This is a genomic window from Chloroflexota bacterium (assembly GCA_018825785.1).
Taxonomy (GTDB): Bacteria; Chloroflexota; Dehalococcoidia; order JACVQG01; family JAHKAY01; genus JAHKAY01.
Genome location: JAHKAY010000016.1, coordinates 1 through 18123, shown reverse-complemented (window position 1 = coordinate 18123; position 18123 = coordinate 1). Strand labels below are relative to the sequence as shown.

At 63.7% G+C, this 18123-nt stretch carries 24 protein-coding genes; 2 read left to right on the top strand and 22 right to left on the bottom strand.

Going from position 1 to position 18123, the window contains the following annotated elements:
• Window positions 1-408 precede the first annotated feature (408 nt).
• Entirely contained in the window at window positions 409-1518 is a 1110-nt protein-coding gene (locus KJ624_03005) for an isoprenylcysteine carboxylmethyltransferase family protein (GenBank protein MBU2008810.1), read from the top strand.
• A gap of 83 nt (window positions 1519-1601) precedes the next feature.
• On the opposite strand, the gene KJ624_03000 is transcribed toward KJ624_03005, so the two are convergent.
• From KJ624_03000 to KJ624_02905, 20 genes are all read right to left on the bottom strand, one after another.
• Entirely contained in the window at window positions 1602-2327 is a 726-nt protein-coding gene (locus KJ624_03000) for a hypothetical protein (protein MBU2008809.1), read from the bottom strand.
• Between the two features lie 50 nt (window positions 2328-2377).
• Complete coding sequence (gene purQ / locus KJ624_02995) at window positions 2378-3070, bottom strand: phosphoribosylformylglycinamidine synthase subunit PurQ (GenBank protein ID MBU2008808.1); 693 nt, start codon at window positions 3068-3070, stop codon at window positions 2378-2380.
• Window positions 3071-3097: 27 nt separating this feature from the next.
• A complete protein-coding gene (locus tag KJ624_02990) occupies window positions 3098-3550 on the bottom strand; it encodes a GatB/YqeY domain-containing protein (GenBank protein MBU2008807.1) in 453 nt (150 codons plus the stop codon).
• The gene (gene rpsU / locus KJ624_02985; GenBank protein ID MBU2008806.1) at window positions 3547-3738 is read right to left on the bottom strand and encodes a 30S ribosomal protein S21; all 192 of its coding nucleotides are present in this window, start codon (window positions 3736-3738) and stop codon (window positions 3547-3549) included. Before rpsU ends, KJ624_02990 begins: the two co-directional genes overlap by 4 nt.
• A 139-nt stretch (window positions 3739-3877) precedes the next feature.
• A complete protein-coding gene (locus KJ624_02980) occupies window positions 3878-5284 on the bottom strand; it encodes an FAD-dependent oxidoreductase (protein ID MBU2008805.1) in 1407 nt (468 codons plus the stop codon).
• Entirely contained in the window at window positions 5271-6053 is a 783-nt protein-coding gene (locus tag KJ624_02975) for a hypothetical protein (protein ID MBU2008804.1), read from the bottom strand. Before KJ624_02975 ends, KJ624_02980 begins: the two co-directional genes overlap by 14 nt.
• Window positions 6053-6997 (bottom strand): methylmalonyl Co-A mutase-associated GTPase MeaB, encoded by a 945-nt coding sequence (gene meaB, locus KJ624_02970; GenBank protein MBU2008803.1) that lies wholly within the window; start codon window positions 6995-6997, stop codon window positions 6053-6055. The genes KJ624_02975 and meaB overlap by 1 nt, the downstream gene beginning before the upstream one ends.
• A 138-nt stretch (window positions 6998-7135) precedes the next feature.
• Window positions 7136-7348 (bottom strand): hypothetical protein, encoded by a 213-nt coding sequence (locus tag KJ624_02965; protein MBU2008802.1) that lies wholly within the window; start codon window positions 7346-7348, stop codon window positions 7136-7138.
• On the bottom strand, window positions 7348-9327 hold the full coding sequence (locus KJ624_02960; protein ID MBU2008801.1) for a hypothetical protein: 1980 nt from the start codon (window positions 9325-9327) through the stop codon (window positions 7348-7350). The genes KJ624_02965 and KJ624_02960 overlap by 1 nt, the downstream gene beginning before the upstream one ends.
• Window positions 9324-9956 carry a hypothetical protein gene (locus tag KJ624_02955; GenBank protein ID MBU2008800.1) on the bottom strand — a complete coding sequence of 211 codons (633 nt, stop codon included), beginning with the start codon at window positions 9954-9956 and terminating at the stop codon, window positions 9324-9326. Before KJ624_02955 ends, KJ624_02960 begins: the two co-directional genes overlap by 4 nt.
• Before the next feature lies 1 nt (window position 9957).
• Complete coding sequence (locus KJ624_02950) at window positions 9958-10842, bottom strand: phage major capsid protein (protein ID MBU2008799.1); 885 nt, start codon at window positions 10840-10842, stop codon at window positions 9958-9960.
• Window positions 10843-10860: 18 nt separating this feature from the next.
• Window positions 10861-11226: a hypothetical protein gene (locus tag KJ624_02945; GenBank protein MBU2008798.1), complete on the bottom strand. Its 366-nt coding sequence runs from the start codon at window positions 11224-11226 to the stop codon at window positions 10861-10863.
• Entirely contained in the window at window positions 11192-12535 is a 1344-nt protein-coding gene (locus KJ624_02940; protein ID MBU2008797.1) for a phage portal protein, read from the bottom strand. The genes KJ624_02945 and KJ624_02940 overlap by 35 nt, the downstream gene beginning before the upstream one ends.
• A complete protein-coding gene (locus KJ624_02935) occupies window positions 12535-12864 on the bottom strand; it encodes a hypothetical protein (GenBank protein ID MBU2008796.1) in 330 nt (109 codons plus the stop codon). The genes KJ624_02940 and KJ624_02935 overlap by 1 nt, the downstream gene beginning before the upstream one ends.
• A 2-nt stretch (window positions 12865-12866) precedes the next feature.
• Window positions 12867-14252: a hypothetical protein gene (locus KJ624_02930; GenBank protein ID MBU2008795.1), complete on the bottom strand. Its 1386-nt coding sequence runs from the start codon at window positions 14250-14252 to the stop codon at window positions 12867-12869.
• 1 nt (window position 14253) lies between these two features.
• On the bottom strand, window positions 14254-14469 hold the full coding sequence (locus KJ624_02925; GenBank protein ID MBU2008794.1) for a hypothetical protein: 216 nt from the start codon (window positions 14467-14469) through the stop codon (window positions 14254-14256).
• Window positions 14459-14788, bottom strand: coding sequence for a hypothetical protein (locus KJ624_02920; GenBank protein MBU2008793.1), 330 nt, complete (start codon window positions 14786-14788; stop codon window positions 14459-14461). The genes KJ624_02925 and KJ624_02920 overlap by 11 nt, the downstream gene beginning before the upstream one ends.
• The gene (locus KJ624_02915; GenBank protein MBU2008792.1) at window positions 14769-14918 is read right to left on the bottom strand and encodes a hypothetical protein; all 150 of its coding nucleotides are present in this window, start codon (window positions 14916-14918) and stop codon (window positions 14769-14771) included. The genes KJ624_02920 and KJ624_02915 overlap by 20 nt, the downstream gene beginning before the upstream one ends.
• Window positions 14915-15160 (bottom strand): hypothetical protein, encoded by a 246-nt coding sequence (locus KJ624_02910; GenBank protein ID MBU2008791.1) that lies wholly within the window; start codon window positions 15158-15160, stop codon window positions 14915-14917. Before KJ624_02910 ends, KJ624_02915 begins: the two co-directional genes overlap by 4 nt.
• Window positions 15161-15354: 194 nt before the next feature.
• Window positions 15355-15582 (bottom strand): Lrp/AsnC ligand binding domain-containing protein, encoded by a 228-nt coding sequence (locus tag KJ624_02905; protein ID MBU2008790.1) that lies wholly within the window; start codon window positions 15580-15582, stop codon window positions 15355-15357.
• 170 nt (window positions 15583-15752) lie between these two features.
• On the opposite strand from KJ624_02905, the gene ybeY reads away from it, so the two are divergent.
• Entirely contained in the window at window positions 15753-16205 is a 453-nt protein-coding gene (gene ybeY / locus KJ624_02900) for an rRNA maturation RNase YbeY (protein ID MBU2008789.1), read from the top strand.
• On the opposite strand, the gene tal is transcribed toward ybeY, so the two are convergent.
• Both tal and KJ624_02890 read right to left on the bottom strand, forming a co-directional pair.
• Window positions 16180-17307 carry a transaldolase gene (gene tal, locus KJ624_02895; protein ID MBU2008788.1) on the bottom strand — a complete coding sequence of 376 codons (1128 nt, stop codon included), beginning with the start codon at window positions 17305-17307 and terminating at the stop codon, window positions 16180-16182. The two genes, ybeY and tal, sit on opposite strands and share 26 nt — an antisense overlap.
• Window positions 17304-17945: a ribulose-phosphate 3-epimerase gene (locus KJ624_02890; protein ID MBU2008787.1), complete on the bottom strand. Its 642-nt coding sequence runs from the start codon at window positions 17943-17945 to the stop codon at window positions 17304-17306. Before KJ624_02890 ends, tal begins: the two co-directional genes overlap by 4 nt.
• Between the last annotated feature and the right edge of the window lie 178 nt (window positions 17946-18123).

Below are 18123 nucleotides of genomic sequence, written 5' to 3'. Positions count from 1 at the left end.
TTCAGAACGGCCCAAGGTCACCAACATGTCGTCCAGAAATCCCTTCAGTCGTTCCCGTTGCGCGCGTGTCGTATCCATGACCATAGTATGCGCTGAACATAAGGCCTTTGTCAAACATACTTAACGTAGTAGTACTAGGTCCCGTACCGCTGACCAGTGCAGTTTCAAGACCATGATAGCGCGCGCTCCTGCACAAATCTAGCCAGATTGTTGCGCCTTGCAGGTAACGGAACTCGCTACTGTCGCATCCGGGCCATGCTATCGAGCCTGCGCTGGGAAACCCTGCGCAACGAAATAGCTGAAAGTCCACTTGGGTAACCTATGAGCCCCGTACATGTTGCCTTAATAGAACCGACGGCTTAGAATGCAGTACAACTATCGTAGAGAGTAGAGGGAAGGAGGGAAACCATGTCGCTTGTACCAGAGTTTGAAATAGGTTTGTGGAATGCCTGGATCCTCACACTATATCTTCCATTGCATCCTCTTATTATGATGCTAATTGATAAAGTGGCGGGTACCGGGGATATGTTTAAGAAAATGGAAGCTCCTGCTTATCGCAAGGCTGAGAGGATAATCAACATTTTTAGTAGCTTTGTTTTGCTTTTTGGACTTTTTATATACTCTGTTTTTCTGCCGTTACAATTAGGGACGATATGGTTTTATATAGGCCTTAGTCTGTGTGTATTAGGGGTGATTGCCGCGACGATAGCTATAGTGAATATTGCCAATATCCCACTCGGTGAGCCGTGGACCAAGGGACTCTATCGTTATTCAAGACATCCGATGTATCTCGCTCTGTTCTTGATACTTATAGGTGCCGGTATAGCTTCAGCCTCATGGGTTTTCTTATTGTTTTCAATTGTACTTATAGTTTTGTCGGCTATTCTCGTAATTGCGGAAGAGCGTTTCTGCCTTGAGAAGTTCGGCAATGCCTATCGTGAGTATATGTATAAAACAACAAGATGGATAGGAATCCCGAAATCGAGGGATTGGATAGAGGGCAAAGTCAATGTGGGGGAAAAGGCTGGTCCTGGGGGTATTACTGTCAGCAGGGTAGTCCGTTGGGTCTTCCTGCTGGTGGGGTTGAGTCTTATTGTGGCCTTTGTTCTTATCAGGGTGCTTCCCCAGTGGCAGGAATCAGGGGAGGAGCCGGTAGTGCCCCAGCCACCAGCTCAACTGGTACCCACCACCATGTGGATAAACCTTTACAGCCCGGCAAGTCTTCTGGATGGGAATCCCGTCCCTGCGGGTGCGGTGATAACAGCCTACGACCCCGGGGGGGTACTCTGCGGCAAGTTCACCGTCGTCCGCCCCGGCCAGTACGGACTGATGCCAGTTTATGCCGATGACCCCACCACCACCTGGGACGAGGGCGCTGCCCCGGGAGAGACTATCACCCTCAGGGTCAATGGGTTCCTGGCCAAGACTGGCCCCGCCGAGACCCGCTGGACCTCCCTGGGCGACCTTCTCAGGGTGGACCTGGTTGCTTCTACACCCCCCTCCCGTCCCCAGGGCTGACCAGATTCATACCAAGTTATGGTCCCCAGGGAGAGAGGGGTCAAAGTCCGGGGGGACACCCCCTGAAACCCCCGGCGGGGGCGTCAGGCGGGGGTGGCCCGGCTCGCCTTCAGCCTTCTCAGGGTGGCGCTCAGGTATAGCAGCCAGAGAGGCAGGGCTACTATGGCCGTAGCCAGCCTGCCACCCGGCGGGTTGGACCCCTGCCCTCCATCCAGAAGGTAGTATCGAAGAGTCTCGTTTATTCCGGAAGGCAGGCTGTAGAGGGTGAGGCCGGCGAAAACGGAGAGCAGGCCGATGAGGTAAAGGTTCTCCAGCATGTCGCCATTCTGGCCAAAGCGACGTCTCCCCCACTGGTGGACCAGCCAGAAAAGCCCCCCCACCACGGTGAAATTCAGCCCGCCGAGTATGCCTTCCTTGAGGGCCTGGTCCAGCCCCTTCTGACGGCGGGCTTCCTCCTCGGGGCTCGGTCCCTTCTGCGGCGGTGCGACGGTGGGTGGAACCGCTGGTGCTGGCGCCGGAGGCGCTTCTATACGCATGGGGACGGGATAGTAGTCGGGATAGTAGACGGGATAGTAGCTGAACTCCCTGCCCAGGGGCACCGCCAGGCCCGCCTGCACCAGGCGGGAGAGCCCGCTGAACGCTACCAGCAGGGTGACCACCGTCATCACATAGAAATAGAAGGCCAGGACCTGCCGCAGAGAGAGGCTCACCCCCTCCCCACGCCGCACCCGCTGGATAGCATAGACCACCCCGGCTATCACCAGCCCCAGCACAACCAGTGGCACCATGATGCTCAAGACAACCTCCATAGCCGTACCCTCCTCCCGCCGTGTCCCGCTGCGGTCGCCAAGTCCTCCCCCTAGGCAGGTATCCTGGAAAGCAGGGACTGAAACAGGGGCCTGCCGTCCTCACTGCCCAGGAGGGCCTCGCAGGCCCGCTCGGGGTGGGGCATCATCCCCAGCACATTACCCCCCTCATTGATGATGCCTGCTATGTTATGTAGAGCACCGTTGGGGTTGGCGTCGGCGGTGGTCTCCCCCTGGGGCGTGGCATAGCGGAAGACCACCCTCCCCTTTCTTTCCAACTCCTCCAGGGTAGCGGCATCGGCGTAATAGCGGCCCTCATAGTGGGAGATGGGTATCTTCAGGACCTGTCCGGGGGAGCAGAGGCGGGTATAGGGGGTCCTGTTGTTCTCCACCCGCAGCCAGGTCCACTGGCAGCGGTACTGGAGGCTGGAATTGGGCAGGAGGACCCCCGGAAGGAGGCCGGCCTCGCACAGTATCTGAAAGCCGTTGCAGATGCCCCACACCAGCTTTCCCTCCCGGGCAAAGCGCTCCACCGCCGCCATCACCGGGGAGAAGCGGGCGATGGCCCCTGGCCGGAGGTAATCGCCGTAAGAGAAGCCGCCTGGGAGGATAAGGCAGTCATAGCGGGAGATATCGGTATCCTGGTGCCAGATATAGTCCACTTGCTGGCCCAGGACATCTTTGAGCACGAAATAGCAGTCCCTGTCGCTCCAGGTCCCCGGGAAGACGATGACGCCAAAGCGCACGACGATTTTAGAAGGCGGCGGAAGCCCTCAGGCCCTTTTCCCCGAGAGGAGTTCCTGGACTATGGCGTTGACCTCCTGCCCCTCGGCACGGCCCTTGAGCTGGGGCATGAGCCGCCCCATGACCTTGCCCATGTCCCTGGGGCCCTGGGCACCGCTCTCAGCGATGGCCTGGCGGGCCGCCTGGGCAATCTCCTCCCGGGTCAGGGGCGGGGGGAGATAGCCAAGGATAACCTGGAGCTCCGCCTTCTCCCGGGCTACCAGGTCGGGGCGGTTCCCCTTGGAAAAGGCCTCAATGCTTTCCCGCCTCTTGGTGGCCTCCTTCTGGAGGACTGCCAGGATGTCAGCTTCCTCCAGTTCTGCCCCCTTGGCTATCTGGGAATAGTTCAGGGCGGAGAGGATAAGACGGATAGTATCGCGCCGGGTGGTGTCCCCTTTCCTCAGCGCCTCTTTCAGGTCTTCCTGGAACTTGTCCAGGGTCAACTCGGCCCCCGGCTCCTGAAGCTCTTACGCTTCTTGGCGGCCGCCTTCTTCTTTCGGACCATGCTGGGAGGCTCATAATGCTCCCGTCGCTTTATCTCCGAGAGGACCCCGTCATGCTGGACCTTTCGGTTAAAGCGCCGGAGTAGGCTGTCAAAGGTTTCCCCATCCATCAGGGTAACCTCCGTCACAAGCCTTCACCTCCTCTCATATTCAGACAAACTGACACATTCTAGTTCTTCTCCCCCCTGCGTGTCAACCTGGGAACGGCTATCTGTCCTTCCCGGGGGTCCCCCAGGGCCTGGTCCAGACCAAAGAAACGGGCAAAGCCTAGGCCTTGGTATCGGAGGCCCCATCCTTGAGCCTCTCCAGGATAGCCCTGGCGGCCACCACCCCCGAGGCGGAGGCCTGCACCAGGCCCCGGGTCACCCCCACTCCGTCGCCACAGGCAAAGAGGTTCCTTACCTGGGTCTCCAGGGAGGGGGAGAGCTCCAGGCGGGAGGAATAGAACTTGACCTCCACCCCGTAGAGGAGGGTATGGCGGGAGTTCACCCCCGGGGCCAGGAGGTCCATGGCCTCCAGCATCTCCAGGATACCCTTGAGGAAGCGGTAGGGGAGGACGCAGGAGAGGTCCCCCGGGACGGCGCTCTTGAGGGTGGGGCGCACCAGCCCCCGCTCCAGCCGGGCGGGGGTGGAGCGGCGGCCTTCCTTCAGGTCCCCCAGCCGCTGGACCAGGACACCGCCGGAGAGGAGATTGGCGAGGCGGGCCAGGTATTTGCCGTAGGCGATGGGGTCGCGGAAGGGCTCGGTGAAGGTGGTGCTCACCAGGAGGGCGAAGTTGGTGTTCTCGGTCCGGCGGTCGGCGTAGCTATGGCCATTGACCGTAGTCACCGGGTCCGCCCCGCCGGTACACTCCATGCACACCTCGCCCCAGGGGCACATACAGAATGTCCGGATGCGGTCATCAAAGGTCCTGGAGAAGAACTCCAGCTTGGACTCATAGAGGGCATCAGTGAGCTCCGCCAGGACCACCCCAGGCAACTCCACCCTTACCCCCACATCAACGGGATTATGGTGGACGGTGAGCTTCAAGCGGGAGGCCTCCTGCTGGAGCCATTCCGCCCCTTCCCTGCCCGGAGCCACCACCAGGTAATCGGAGAAGAGCTTTTCCCCCCGCCCGGTCCTCACCCCCGCAGCCCGGCCGTCCTCCACCAGGACCTGCTCCACCGTCTCACCCAGGCGTATTTCCACCCGGGGGGCAAGGTAGTCCTTGATGGCCCGCAGCACCTGACGGCAGCGCTCGGTGCCCAGATGGCGGACGCCTACAGGGATGAGGCGCAGCTCGGCCAGGCTGGCCTTTTTCCTGAAAACCTCAACGTCCTCCCCCAGGCCATAGACCCTGTCCTCCGCCCCGAAGCGGAGGTAGAGGCGGTCCACATGCTTGATAAGCTCCTCTGTCCGCCCCAGCCCCAGGTAGTCCACCAGCCTGCCCCCCACATGGGGGGAAAGGGTGAGCTTGCCATCGCTGAAGGCCCCAGCCCCTCCCAGCCCGCTCACCACACCGCAGGGATAGCAGGGGGGGCAAACACCCTCCTTGCCCTTGATGGGACAGAGCCGCCGGTCAATGTCCTTCCCCTTCTCCAGGAGGAGGACCTTCAGCCGGCTGTCCGCCAGTTCCAGGGCGGCGAAGAGCCCCGCCGGGCCCCCACCCACGATAATGACGTCAAACTTTTCCATCTTCTCCCGCCCTTTCCCCGGGCACCATGTAGCTCACCTGTTTATAGGGGGCCACTTCCCTGGTCACCTCCTCCTGGAGGATGAAGCCAGCCACATGCATCAGGGTATCCTCCAGCCGGTCATCTATCCACTCCTTGGTCATGGAAGCCAGGCAGGGATAGTGATGGTGAAGGAGGCCCGCCTCAAGGACGGCCCTTTCCGCCGACACCCCCGCCAGCTTTTCGCCCACAAAATAGGTGCAGCCGCAGGGGGCACTGCGGAACACCTTGGCCCGCTGGATGGTCTTGCTCTCCGGGTCCATATGGAGGCTGAGCTGCGGGCGGCCGAACACCCTGGCGTATTCGGCCACCAGGGGCACATCATAGGTCTCCACCGCCCGGCCGTAGCCGCAGCTGAGGGGGGTGAGGGAACAGTGGGGCTTGGGAAAGACGGCCCCTACCCCCAGGCCCAGGAGCTCCTCCCTTATCTGGTTCTTTAGCCCGGTGGGGAACCAGGCCGAGCTATCAATGGGCGCCAGGACGGCCCTGGCCCCGGTGGCCCTGACTATGGCGGGTAACAACTGGGGGAGGGAGGGGTTTTCCCCCAGGTACAGGACCAGGTCGGAGGGGGGCAGGGAAGGGGGCAGCACCTCTTCGGGCTCGTCTATTATCAGGGGCAGGGCCCGGGGAGGTGTCCACACCTGGATATCCCAGTCCCTGGGGCCACGGGAGCGGGCTATGTCCACCTTCCTCTCCCCCCACCTCCCCCTAGCTACGGCCAGGATACGCATCAGCCCTCCTCAAGCCAGCTCTGAAGGAGCCTTCCATTGGCCAGGACCTCCTGGCAGGCGGAGTAGGGGTCCAGCTCCCCTTTCTCCACCCTCTCCAGATATGAAAGGAGTTCCCCGTCCTTCTCAGTGGCCTCCTTCAGGCGGGCGGTAAGCCTCCTCTCGACTGCCTGGAGGAACTCTTTCCGCCTCTGCTCCTTCCGGCGCTCCCCGAGACGGCCCGTTTCTTCCAGGGCCCGCCGGTGGTCTTGGATGGCCTGAAGGACCTCCTGGATGCCGATATCGTTCACTGCCTGGGCGGCCAGCACCGGTGGCTGCCACCCGGGCCCGGAGGGGTGGAGGCGGAGCATAGCCATTAGCTCGGCCAGAAGATAGCCGGCCCCCTCCCTGTCGGCCTTGTTCACCACAAAGATATCGGCAATCTCCAGGAGGCCAGCCTTCATGGTCTGGATGGCGTCGCCGGTCTCAGGCGTCAGGACCACTATCACCGTATCGGCCATCTCCATGACATCCAGCTCCGTCTGCCCCACCCCCGCCGTCTCCACAAGGATATAGTCCTTGCCGAAGGCGTCCAGGAGCCTGATTACCCCCCTGGCGGTGGGAGGCAGGCCCCCGGCGCTGCCCCGGGTGGCCATACTGCGGATGAAGACCCCTTCGTCCAGGTAGTGCTGCTGCATCCTGATGCGGTCCCCCAGCACCGCCCCGCCAGAGAAGGGGCTGGTGGGGTCCACAGCGATAATGCCCACTGTGGAGCCCTCCTTCCTGATAAGTGAGGTGAGCCGGTCCACCAGGGTGCTCTTCCCGCTCCCGGAGGGCCCGGTTATCCCTATGGTATAGGCCCTCCCCAGGTGGGGCTGGAGGAGGCGCATGATGAGGGGCACCTCAAGGCCTTCCCTCTCCACCATAGTGATGAGACGGGCCAGCGGCTTCTCATCGCCGGCCAGCATCCTCTCTACAAGAGAGACCACCTTCACCCGAAGGCATTCTATCAGCTTTGGGGAGCCCAGTCAAAGCAGGCGGCCGTAGCGGGAGCGGATTATCGGGGATAAAGTGAGCCCCCCGGCCCAACAGGACCGCCAGGCCCATCAGGTATAGACGGCCACCAGGACGGCATCGGAGGGGTTGGTCTCGTCAAAGAAGACGAGACAGCAGCTCCTGCCCACCTGCATCTCAGCAGAGGGGATGTTCCTGGCCACGGCCACATCCCCCAGCCAGGTTGTCAGGCTACCAGCTACCTGGACGGTGGCCCGGTAGCTTCCGGAGTCAAAGGCCTGCACGGCCCCCCGTCGCACCTCCATCACACCCCTCCCAGAAGCAGGCGGTGCTGGTACAGCCCCTGCCGGGGCTGATAGACCAGGGTGAGGCCGGCTATGCGCCGGAGACTGCCCTCCAGCCCTGCCCGGGGGTCGGTGATGTCCACCACGTCATAGAGCTCCTGCCCGCAGTGGGCGGGAACGGTTATCTCCCCACCCACCTCCTCCCTGCCCCAGCGGCGCACCTGGGCCTGAGCCCGCTGCTGGGCCTGGCTGGCCTGGGCCAGGTTCAGGTCCTGGAGCTGGAGCACCCCGCTGGTGAGCAGCTCCACTCTCTCCCAGTCAAAGTCCTCCCCCAGCACCCCCCTCCCCAGGGCCTGGGCCCAACTCCCCTGGGGTGCCCGGGCCACATACCTTCCCTGTAGCACCGGATGAAGGGGGCCGTAGCTGTAGGCACTGGCCTCGGTCGGGCTGAGCTCCTTCACCAGGGCAGTGCTGCCCCGGAAGAAGAGGCCATCGGGCACCCGGGCCAGGAGCTGCGCCACCAGCCAGCTCCCTTTTTCCCCCGCGTGGATGGTGAAGTCGGGCCGCTGGCCCTGGATAAAGGTGGAGGGGCCGAGAGGAGAAAGGGCGAGCCCGGCCCGCGCCAGGATGAAGGCCAGGAGCTCCAGGTAGCTCTTTGTCCCTTTCCAGGTGAACTGGCAGCGGGCCCGCCACCGCTCCAGCAGCCCCCATCCATCCTCCCCTTCCAGGACCAGGCGGTTCTCCGCCCCCACCACCTGCTCCCAGCCGGAAATCCAGTAGGCCAGCCCCTGCGAGACCAGGGGGCCTGTGCTGGCATGATAGCCGGGGCTTACGGCAATCTCGGCACCCTCCCGCAGCAGCCCAGTGCCCACCGTGCTGAACTGCCCCTGGCTGTTGTCCATCTCCACCCTCACCCCGCCGCGGGCAGGCTCGGCCGCGGCGACCAGGCTCACCACCTGGGGGGTCAGGTCCAGGGGCTCCGGGGGAGGAAGGGAGCGCCACACCCCGTCGGGGACCGAGAGCCACAGGGCGGCGGGGCCGGGGGCCAGGGCGACCCCGTAGTCCGAGGCCAGGTCAAAGGGCACGGGCTCCCGCCACAGGTTGGCCTGAAAGCTGGACCCCGGCAGGGACTGGGTCCGGTAGGGGCGGCTGTAGTACTGCTGCCCGTTGAACTTCTCCACAAAGTACAGGCGGTAGACATCGTAGTAGGCCAGGAAAGGGCAGCGGAACTCCACCAGGGAGTTGGCACCGGCCAGTGCCAGCTCCTGAAGAGAGGAATAGCTGTCCCGGGGCTGGGCCACCCCCTCGCCAAAGAGATAGGTCCACACCCCCTTCTTGCCTGCGCTATCGGTCCCGGAGATAACCATGTTCCAGTCACCCCGGAAGCAGGTGGCCAGGCCGGAGATATCGGCCAGGTAGCCCCCGGCATCCGTCCAGACTCCGCTCCAGGTGCCCTGCACCCTGCGTTGGCAGAAGACGCGCAGGGAGACAGCGGCAAAGACGGCCAGGTCCCCGCTGGGGGTATGGCCAGCCGCCAGCCAGCGCAGGGGAAAGCCGTAGGCCGGGGTGCCCAGGGAGACCGGTGAGCCAAAGGTCTGACCGTAGTCCAGGCTCCGCCGGTAGTACACTGAAAAGCGCTGCTCACCGGGGGGAGTATAGAAACCAAGCACCTCGGCCCCCAGGCTGGTGAGGGCGATGCCCGAGGAATATACCAGGCCCCAGGACTGCCAGGCCCCAAAGTCCGACCCCGGTCCCGGGTTGGGGGTCCGGGAGAGATAGAGGACAGTCTCGTAGGTACGTATCCAGCCCCTCACCAGGGAGCCGTCCCCGGGCATGGTGGCGGCGTGGATACCATCGTACTCAAAGCCGCTCCCCGAGTATATGCGCTCGAACTGCAGGCGAGCCGCCCCCGCCACCTGGTCCCTCACCTGGACCTCCACATGGGGGCGGCGCGATGGGCCCTGCTGGGCCTGGAGGAGGAGCGGGTTGAGGCTCCTCATGGCCCCCAGTCCGTGGCCTGGGAGGGCCTGGGCTCAGCCGGGCGGTAGAGGCGGCGGGCGCGCAGGGCCCCCTTCTTTCCGTGGCGGGCCAGGGCTTCCATGAAGGCCCCCAGCTTCTCCTGCCCAAAGGTGAGGTATTCTCTCCAGGTCCCAGCCCCGCCGGTATTCACCCGGTTTATGGCGAAGTTGGCCCACTCCAGACAGGCAAAGCCTTCCGCCCCCATGGCCAGCACCTCCTCCAGGGGCGGGGGGATGGTGGAGGTGGTGTTGTCCAGGGTGTGGAGCCTGCCGTAGTAGACCACCACCTCCTCCCCACTTGCGGGCACCTTGTCAATGAGCAGGGTCAGGGTGTCCCCCCAGAGGCTGAAGGGGACATAGCTAGGGGGATACTGGCCCCGGGGGTACTCCACCACCTCCACCGCCACCCGGTCCGAAAGCGTGGACAGGGAGAGCTCCCGGCTCTGGGCGGTGGTGAGGACTGCCTGGGCCTCCCCTGGCACCGCCAGGGAGAACTCCCTCACCGCGCGGTCAATGTGACGGTTAAGCTCCTCGTCCGTCCAGCGGTAGTTGCTGAAGTCCTCGTCTTTCAGGTCCCGCCTCACCCGGGAGCGCAGCTGGGGCAGGTTCATCCTAGTCCCTGACTCCGGTGAGCCTGGCCAGCTTCAGGGTGCTGAAAAGGGCCAGGGAGACATACCACTTCACCCTGGTGCGTGTGGCGTCCTTGGTCTCCAGGCTCCCCACCCTCTCTATCTGGAGGCCACCGGGGGCGGTCAGGCCAGCCAGGGCCCCCTCCCCAATCTGCTGGGAGTAGATGGTGGAGCAGTCGGTGGAGGTGCCCACCGTCTTGGCGTCGGAAATCCAGTCGTTGATGCCGATGGGGATGCCGTCGTAGTACTGGACCATCTGGCCAAACTGGTTGCGGTCCGTCTCCAGGATATTGCCGGTCCGGGCCAGGGAGGTGAGCTTCCTCCGGGAGCGCCGGCTCATGAGAAGCAGGTGGGGCTTGCCCGCCTTCACCTTGTCAATCATCTCATCCAGCTTGTCCAGGGTCAGGGTCCCCCCGTTGGCCCCCATGCTCACCGTCTGCCCGCTATCTGAGAGCTTGTCGATGCCGTCAAAGGCCTTGGCGTCCACGGCGGTGTCCCCGTTGATATAGGTATCATCGAACTTCCGCTGCACCGCCTTTGCCTTGAGCTGGACAACAGCAGCCTCCAGGTCCTGGATGTTGCTCCGGGTGGCGGCGAGGAAGCTGTCCACGTCCGCATCCCCGCCCAGCACCTTCAGGTTGGCCGTCACCTGGGTAAAGGTGGGGGTGGACTCGGTCCAGGTGTCCCCCACATCATAGAAACCGGCCGTAGGCAGGGTAGCCTCCCGGTTGTAGGTGAGGCCGTTGCCCACCACCTCAATGAAAGGGAGGACCTGGAGCACCGGGCTCTCGTTGACAATTGTCTCCACAACCCCCACCAGCAGGGTGTCTTGGGAAAGCTTGGCGGCTTCCGCCAGGGTTAGTGCCATCTAGACCACCTCCTTTCTTTACGGCCTGCGCTGCAGGCCGTAGGCTATCTTCTCCTTGGGGGAGAGGGCGGAGAGGTCAGGCGGGGTGCGGGCGGGGGCCCCAGCGGGCACCCTCTCCTCCCTGAGCCTGGCCTCCAGGCGGCGCTTCACCTTCTCCACCACCTCCCGGGCCGCCAGGAAGGACTTCTCCACCTCCTCCACCGTCCCCCCTGACACCAGCTCCTCGGGCACCTCCGGGGCCCCCTGGAGCAGGAGGGCGCGGTACTTCTGGGCGGCCAGGGAGACCTTCTCCTGGAGGGCCTTTACATCCCCCTCTTTCCCCTCCACCTGGGCCTGGAGCTGGGAGAGCCTATCCTCCAGCTCTTTCATCCGGTCCTCTTCCATCTCCACCTCCTTTCATCAGTCTTTCCTCCTCCAGCCAGCGCTGGAACTCCTCCTCGGCGTCCTCTACCCCCAGGTTGTCCATGGCCCGCCTCCGGCTGTGAAGGCCCGAGGCCACCAGCGCCTGCTCGTCCCTCACCTGGCGGCTGCGGTCCTGGGGCAGCACCGGCCCCCAAACGACCCGGATACGGCAGGGGAGGAAGGACTGGCCGGTCCTCAGCTCCAGCAGCCTCAGTGTCATTTCCGCCCGCTTCCGGTAGGCCTGGGCGCGGACGAGCCTCTTGCGGCGCACCTTCTGGAGGAGGGGGTGGAGCTCCATCTCCAGGGCCACCCCGGAGAGCCCCTGGCGGTTGTCGCCGAAGGCGGTGCGGGGGGCCTCGGAGAGGTCGTGGAGGGTGCGGTAGAGGAGGTCAATGTAGTCTATGTGCAGGCGGATGCCTCCCCCCTGGAGCAGGTCCAGCAAATAGGCCTTGGCCCTGTCCGGCAACTCCCACACCGCCCCCGGCTGGACGGCGATGTCCCGGGCATCCTCCACATTCTCCAGGACGGCGATGGGGTTGCCCGAGAGCTCCAATATCATGGAGAGCTGGGAGAGGGCCCGGTTCAGCTCCCGCGCCGCCTCCTTGAGGGCCGGGATATCGGAGACCCCCCAGAATTTCTTGGGCTCCCTAATGTTGGGGTAGATGACGAAGGGGATAAAGCCGTAGGGGTTGGCCTTGTGCTCCAGGAGGGCGTTGTCCAGCCAGAGCTCAAAGTCCTTTGCCGTCCACACTTCCACAACCACCCCTTCCCTTCTGCCCAACGTCAGCTTGCGGCTGTAGAGGAGCTCAATCTCCTCGGCGCTGAGGCGGTAGCGGCAGGCCACTCTCCATACCTGGCCCATGTGGTCCCCGGCCCACCAGGCGTAGAGGCCCTGGACGTCGGGGGCGGTAATCCGCACTTGCCCTCCGTCCCAGGTGACCTTGTAGCCGCCGTCCCCCAGGATGGCGCAGTCCATCTCCGTGTCAAAGTCCAGCCCTTCAAGGCTGTTTTCTTCGGCCACCTGGCGCAGGGCCACCTCGGCCCGGAGGGCCCTCTCCCGGGCCGGTGGCGAGGAGTCCCAGGGCTCCACCACCAGGGTCACCCCGCTCATCAAATAGGAGGTGACCTTCTCCGTGAAAACGCGGGCATAGTTGAAGGTAAGCTGGCGCTCCCGGCGGGGCCGGGTGCGGCTGGGCCACTGGTGGCCGTTGTAGAAATCCAGGTTCTCCTGGTAGGCCCGGAGCCTCTCCAGGTCCAGGCGGGCCAGCTTCTGGGGAAACGGGACTTCCATCATTGCCTCACCCCCTGTTTTCTTAAGGAGACCCCTACTCCCCTCCCGTCGCCGGTGATGCGATAGATGGAGCGGAAGGAGAGGTTGAAGGCGCAGGCCAGCTCCTCCACCCCTATGCCCTTGTGGAAGAGCCTCCTTATCTCCTCATTCCTCTTTTCCCGGAGGGCCCGCTTCTCCCCGCCAGGCTCTTCATACACACAGCGGGGCAGAGGGCACTCCAGGCAAAGGGGATGGACATCGCAACCCTGGGCAGCAGCCTCCGTTACCCCCCTCTCCTCGAGGGAACAGAGCCCGGACTCACCCTTGAGCAGCTGCAACTCGACTGTCATAATCACCTCACTTTCTCCATATCAATCTCCGTCCCCCGCCCCCGGGCCTGGCGGGGGGTATAGCCCGCCGCCTCCACCGCCAGGGCCAGGCTCATGAGGAAGTCATCATGCCCCTGGGCAGGGTCCACCAGGAAGTTCATGGTCTGGTTGGGACGGAAGAAGCTCTTGGCCCTCTCCACCTCCTGCCAGAACTCCTGGAACTCCGGGGAGCCATCGGGGGCATACATCTTGAGGCGGCCGGAGTTGATGGCGGCCAGGAGCTCAAAGCCAAGCCTGGACTTGGAGGGCTGGGTGAAGAGGAAGGGGACCACCATTCCGCCGATGGCCTTCCCCAGGAAACTGGCCACCCCCAGCCCCACCCCGGTGCTGTCCACCACAATCCTCCGGCAGTTCCAGACCTGCCTCAGGACATCCACCAGCCGGGGGTAGAGGGCGGGGTGGGGTGTACCCGTCCACCAGCAGTGCTCCACCACCTCAATGGAGGGCTCCGCGGCCCGGGAGAAGTCCAGGCGGGCGATGGTGACCACCGTGGAGTCCTGGTGGGGCTTTGCGGACCGGAGCTGGGCATCGGCGGCCCCCTCCGCCTCCCCCGCCAGGTCCACCCCGGCCACATATATCTCCCCGGGGCGGGGGGAATGCTGGCGGGGATGTCCCCCCTGGAGCTGGGCCCTCTGGACGGGAGAAAGGAAACCTCCCCCGCAGATGGTCTCCAGGTCATACTGGGTGCGGAAGAGGGGGTGGCCTTCCCCCAGCCGGGCCCTCTCCGCCTCCACATAGTCCCCATAGGTGGGGTTGTATTTGGCCACCTCTCGCCAGTCAAAGCGGAAGTGCCTCTTTACCCCATCCTTTCTCTCCAGCTCCAGGTTCTGCTGTTTGGTTGTCTCCAGGAGGCTGGCATCGTCCCAGGTGGTGCCGTAGAGGACGGTGGTAACGTTGGTGGAGGCCCCCATGGGCTTGAAGTCCCGGTTAAACTTCTCCTGGGCCACATCCTGGCTTTCGTCCACCTCCAGGAGGAGATGGGCGGTGGTCCCCATGACATGGCTGTCCTTGTCGGCGGAGAGGAAAATGGCCCGGGCCTTCCCCAGCCTCACCATGTAGCCCTGCTCCCGGGCCCAGAAGAGGCCGTAGCCCGCCTGGTCCAGGCGCTCCTGGAGCCTCTGGAGGCTGATGAGGGTCTGAGGGCGGAAGGTGGGGGCAGCCTTCACGAGATTGCCCCCCCTGCCCATGAAGAGGGTAAGGAGGAGGACCTCCAGCTGGGCAGAGAGCTCGTTCTTTCCCCCCTGCCGGGCGACCTCCACCGTAAAGGTGAGGCCGTGGCGGTGGAGGACGCTGTCCACCACCGCCCTCCCCACCTCCACCTGATAGGGCCGGAGCTTTATGTCAATCATGCTATCTCACCAACCTCAGCACCAGTTCCACCGCCACCGCCCCCACCACCAGGAAGAAGAGGGCATTCACCCTCCCCCTTATCTCGTCAACCGCCCCTTCCAGCGCCCGCAGCCTTTCCTCCACCAGGTGGCCGAATGGGCAGCCGGGCTTCACCTCCGCCGGGGGGTGGGGCCGGGCCAGCCGCCTGATGGCCGAGACCAGCTCCTCAGACCCCATGGCCTTCCTCGGGGGAGAGAGCATCGCCGATGCCCCGCAGGACGCCCAGGACGCTCTGATAGAGGTCCTCCTCACCCTTCTTGGAGAGCCTGTAGCGGGTGGAAACGGCCCTTACCAGCATCCCCACCCCCTTGAGGAGGAGCTCCAGGTCCTGGGGCTTCTCTCTGAGGGCCTGGATGAGCTTGACTCTGAGGAGGGCGATCTCCTCATCCAGGCCCTCCAGCTCCCTTGCCTCGGGGAGGAGGGTTTTCTCCGCCTCCCCCAGGGCGCGGGTGTAGAAGTCCCTGGCCTTCCTGGCATCAGACCCCCCTTTTGCCATCCAGCACCTCCAGGAGGCCCTCCAGGGCCTCGGGGGGTAGATGCTCCAGGACCTCCACGACCCCCAGCAGGAGGCATAGTGCGGCCACCTCCCACCTTTTCTGCTTCAGCGCCCAGGCCAGGAGGCTCAAGACCCCCTCCAAGCCCGGAGGATAAGGACAGAGATGAGCAGAGAGCCCAGCACCACCAGCCCCTCGCCCAGAAGGAAACCATCCCCGCCCCTCCACCCCCAAAGAAGCAGCCAGAAGGCCTGGGCCCCCGTCCCCAGGGAGAGGACGCCCAGCACCCTGGCCCCCACCTCCCTCCCCCTCACCGGGGAGCAATACCTCAGGAGATAGACCGCGTTGAAAAACCCCGAAACTACTCCCACCATAAATAGCGCCCAGAACATACCAAGAAAATAGCACATCTGTTCTTACTCTGTCCAGGGGGAGATGGCACAAAAAAGGGCCGCCCGCCTTCTGGCGGGCGGCCCTTAAGGCTCAGAGTTTGAAGGGCTTTAGCTAAAAGGGGGCTAAAGCCCCAATCTCATTGGGCCTGCGGGCTCATGGGGTTCCTGGGGACGGGCTAGATAGCCAGGCAGGTTACGGTGCGGGTCACCCCCACGATGGGGTGGACCTTCCCCGTAACCAGCTCCCCTATGGAATTCAGGTCTTTCCCCTCCACCACCACGATGATATCGTAGGGCCCGGTGACCGGGTCCACCGACTTTATCCCCTCCAAGCCCTTGAGGACAGACACTACATCCCGGGTCTTCCCCACCGAGGTCTCAATAAGGATATAGGCCCTGGTCATGGAACCTCCTTTCCCGAATGTGGCCCCACCCCGGCCCGTCACTATCTATTTCATCGGTGTGGCCACTGGGAGGCCCCACCGTACCGTCCCCGGGGAGAAAGACGCATTTAGATTATAGCCAGAGCTTTCCCAGGCCGTCAATGGGCTGGCCCTGTATAATGGTGGCGAATATGTCCTGGGAGATAAATCTTCAGGTAGCCCCGGGCCCCCGCCCGGTGTCCAATAGATGGCTGGTGGGCCTGGTGGGGAGGCTCCTGGGGCTTATGGAAATACCCGCAGCCGAGGTGGGCCTGGTCCTCACGGGGGAGGAGGAGATAAGGCAGCTCAACCACCAGTTCCGGGGGGTGGACGCGCCCACCGATGTCCTGGCCTTCCCCCTGGATGGAGACCCCGCCTTCCCCTCCCCCGATGGCCGTCGCCACCTGGGAGAGGTCTTTATCTCCCTGCCCCGGGCCAGGGACCAGGCCCGGGCCTACCGCCACCCCTTAAAGCGGGAGCTGGCCCTCCTGGTGGCCCACGGCCTCCTCCACCTTTTGGGCTATGACGACCAGCAGCCCCTTGCAAAGAGAAGGATGTTCAGGGAGCAGGCCCGCCTCCTCAGCCAGCTGGAGGACCTGTTATAAAGCCCCCCTGGAGGAAGGCCTTTCTCTTGGCCTCTATGGAGGCTATGAGGTTATCGTGGGACCGGGTGAAGGCTTTTACACCCTCATCCTGGAGCTCCTGGCCGACCTCCTCCAAGTCTATCCCCAGGCGGGAGAGGGCCTCCAGGTCCCTTCTGGCCTCCTCCAGCCCCTCCTCCAGGGTGAGGCGCGCCGCCCCGTGGTCCCGGAAGGCCTCCAGGGTGGAGAGGGGGATGGTATTGATGGTATCCGGGCCGATGAGCTCCTGGACATACTTGATATCGCTGTAGGCCGGGTCCTTGGTGCTGGTGCTGCCCCATACCAGGCGCTGCATCCCTGCACCCTTATTCCTCAGCTTCTTGAATCGGGATGAGGCCAGGGTATGTCGGAACGTCTGATAGACAAGGCGGGCATTGACCACCGCCGCCTTGCCCCTCAAGACCCGACCCTCCTCCCCCATCTCATCCAGCTTGCGGTCCACCGTCGTATCTATGCGGCTGACAAAGACGCTGGCCACAGAGGCTACCCGAGAGAGGTCCTGGCCCTGTCTCAGCCTATCTTCAAGGCCCTTCATATAGGCCCGGGCCGCCCCCAGGTAGTGACCCGAAGAGAAAAGAAGGGTGATGTTGACGTTGATACCCAGGGCGATGAGGCGGCGGGTGGCCTCCAGGCCCCGGGGGGTACCCGGGACCTTGATAAGGAGATTCCTTCTCCCCACCCGCCGGAAGAGCAGGTCGGCTTCTCCTACCTGGGCCATGCATTCCCCAGCCAGGTGAGGGTTCACCTCCAGGCTGACAAAGCCATCCCTGGCCCCCGTGGCCCGGTAGACCCCCTTCAGCAGATCGCAGGCCCGGGCCACATCCTGGACGACTAAGGTCTGGTAGATGTCGTGGGCGGACAGGCCCCTCTGGGCCATCTGCTCTATCTTCCTGTCGTAATCAGAGCCCGAGCTTACCGCTTTTTCAAAGATAGTGGGGTTGGACGTAATGCCCATGACCTCCCTCGCCTGGATAAGGTGGGGCAGCTTCTCCAAGAGCTCCCGGGAGATATAGTCCAGCCAGGGGCTCTGCCCCAGGGCAGCCAGTTGCTGTAAAGGGCTCTTCATGAGGCCTCCTTGTCCTGGGCCAGGGCCTGGAGGGCCAGGAAGCTTTTCCGGGGGTCAGGGGACCTGAAGATGGCACTGCCCAAGCAGGCGTAGTCCACCCCCGCCTCCTTCACCTGGTGGATGTTTCCCGCCTTTATCCCGCCGTCCATGCCTATCTCCCCCGGGAAGAGGGGACGGAGCGCCTTTGCCTTTTCCAGGACCGAGGGAAGGAAGGGGCTCCCGTAGAAACCGGGGTCAACAGAGAGGAGGAGGAGGAAGTCCACCTCCCCAAAGAGCGGCTTCGCCTCCAGGACAGGGGTCTGGGGGTTGAGGGCCAGGCCCACTCCCAGGCCCAGGTGGCGGGCCAGGGCGATGGTCCGGGAAGGCGAAGAGGTGGCCTCGAAGTGAAAGACAACCCGCCCGGCCCCGGCCTTGAGGAAGGTCTCCAGGTGCGCCTCCGGCTCCATCACCATCAGGTGCACCTCCAGAAGAAGACGGGTCTTGACCCGGGCCAGGTCCTCCGCCGAGATGCTTTCCGAGGACACAAAGCAACCGTCCATGATATCCACCTGGACCCGGTCGGTAAAGGCTTCGGCCTCATGGAGCATCCTCTCCAGCTCCCGCGGGTTTGAGGTCAGGACCGCGGGGAGGACCCTCAAGGCTGTATCTGGCCCCCCAACATCAGGCCCATCTTAACATAGCCCGGAAAGCCTGAGAAGGGGGTGTACAGGGTCAGGACATATCGGACAAGGCCTCCTCCTTTCCAGGGTGAGATTTGAGCCAGTTCTGGTAGAACTGTTCGGGAGTGAGATAACCCAGGGCCTGGTGAGGGCGCAC

Excerpts from the sequence above, each read along its gene's own strand:
- KJ624_03000 (MBU2008809.1), bottom strand. The coding sequence starts at position 2,327 with ATGGAGGTTGTCTTGAGCATCATGGTGCCACTGGTTGTGCTGGGGCTG.
- KJ624_02975 (MBU2008804.1), bottom strand. The coding sequence starts at position 6,053 with ATGCGTATCCTGGCCGTAGCTAGGGGGAGGTGGGGGGAGAGGAAGGTG.
- KJ624_02925 (MBU2008794.1), bottom strand. The coding sequence starts at position 14,469 with ATGGGGTCTGAGGAGCTGGTCTCGGCCATCAGGCGGCTGGCCCGGCCC.
- ybeY (MBU2008789.1), top strand. The coding sequence starts at position 15,753 with ATGTCCTGGGAGATAAATCTTCAGGTAGCCCCGGGCCCCCGCCCGGTG.
- KJ624_02950 (MBU2008799.1), bottom strand. The coding sequence starts at position 10,842 with ATGGCACTAACCCTGGCGGAAGCCGCCAAGCTTTCCCAAGACACCCTG.
- KJ624_02965 (MBU2008802.1), bottom strand. The coding sequence starts at position 7,348 with ATGGAGGTGCGACGGGGGGCCGTGCAGGCCTTTGACTCCGGAAGCTAC.
- KJ624_02910 (MBU2008791.1), bottom strand. The coding sequence starts at position 15,160 with ATGGTGGGAGTAGTTTCGGGGTTTTTCAACGCGGTCTATCTCCTGAGG.
- tal (MBU2008788.1), bottom strand. The coding sequence starts at position 17,307 with ATGAAGAGCCCTTTACAGCAACTGGCTGCCCTGGGGCAGAGCCCCTGG.
- KJ624_02905 (MBU2008790.1), bottom strand. The coding sequence starts at position 15,582 with ATGACCAGGGCCTATATCCTTATTGAGACCTCGGTGGGGAAGACCCGG.
- KJ624_02920 (MBU2008793.1), bottom strand. The coding sequence starts at position 14,788 with ATGGCAAAAGGGGGGTCTGATGCCAGGAAGGCCAGGGACTTCTACACC.
- KJ624_02980 (MBU2008805.1), bottom strand. The coding sequence starts at position 5,284 with ATGGAAAAGTTTGACGTCATTATCGTGGGTGGGGGCCCGGCGGGGCTC.
- KJ624_02930 (MBU2008795.1), bottom strand. The coding sequence starts at position 14,252 with ATGATTGACATAAAGCTCCGGCCCTATCAGGTGGAGGTGGGGAGGGCG.
- KJ624_02935 (MBU2008796.1), bottom strand. The coding sequence starts at position 12,864 with ATGACAGTCGAGTTGCAGCTGCTCAAGGGTGAGTCCGGGCTCTGTTCC.
- meaB (MBU2008803.1), bottom strand. The coding sequence starts at position 6,997 with ATGCTGGCCGGCGATGAGAAGCCGCTGGCCCGTCTCATCACTATGGTG.
- KJ624_03005 (MBU2008810.1), top strand. The coding sequence starts at position 409 with ATGTCGCTTGTACCAGAGTTTGAAATAGGTTTGTGGAATGCCTGGATC.
- KJ624_02955 (MBU2008800.1), bottom strand. The coding sequence starts at position 9,956 with ATGAACCTGCCCCAGCTGCGCTCCCGGGTGAGGCGGGACCTGAAAGAC.
- KJ624_02945 (MBU2008798.1), bottom strand. The coding sequence starts at position 11,226 with ATGGAAGAGGACCGGATGAAAGAGCTGGAGGATAGGCTCTCCCAGCTC.
- KJ624_02960 (MBU2008801.1), bottom strand. The coding sequence starts at position 9,327 with ATGAGGAGCCTCAACCCGCTCCTCCTCCAGGCCCAGCAGGGCCCATCG.
- KJ624_02940 (MBU2008797.1), bottom strand. The coding sequence starts at position 12,535 with ATGGAAGTCCCGTTTCCCCAGAAGCTGGCCCGCCTGGACCTGGAGAGG.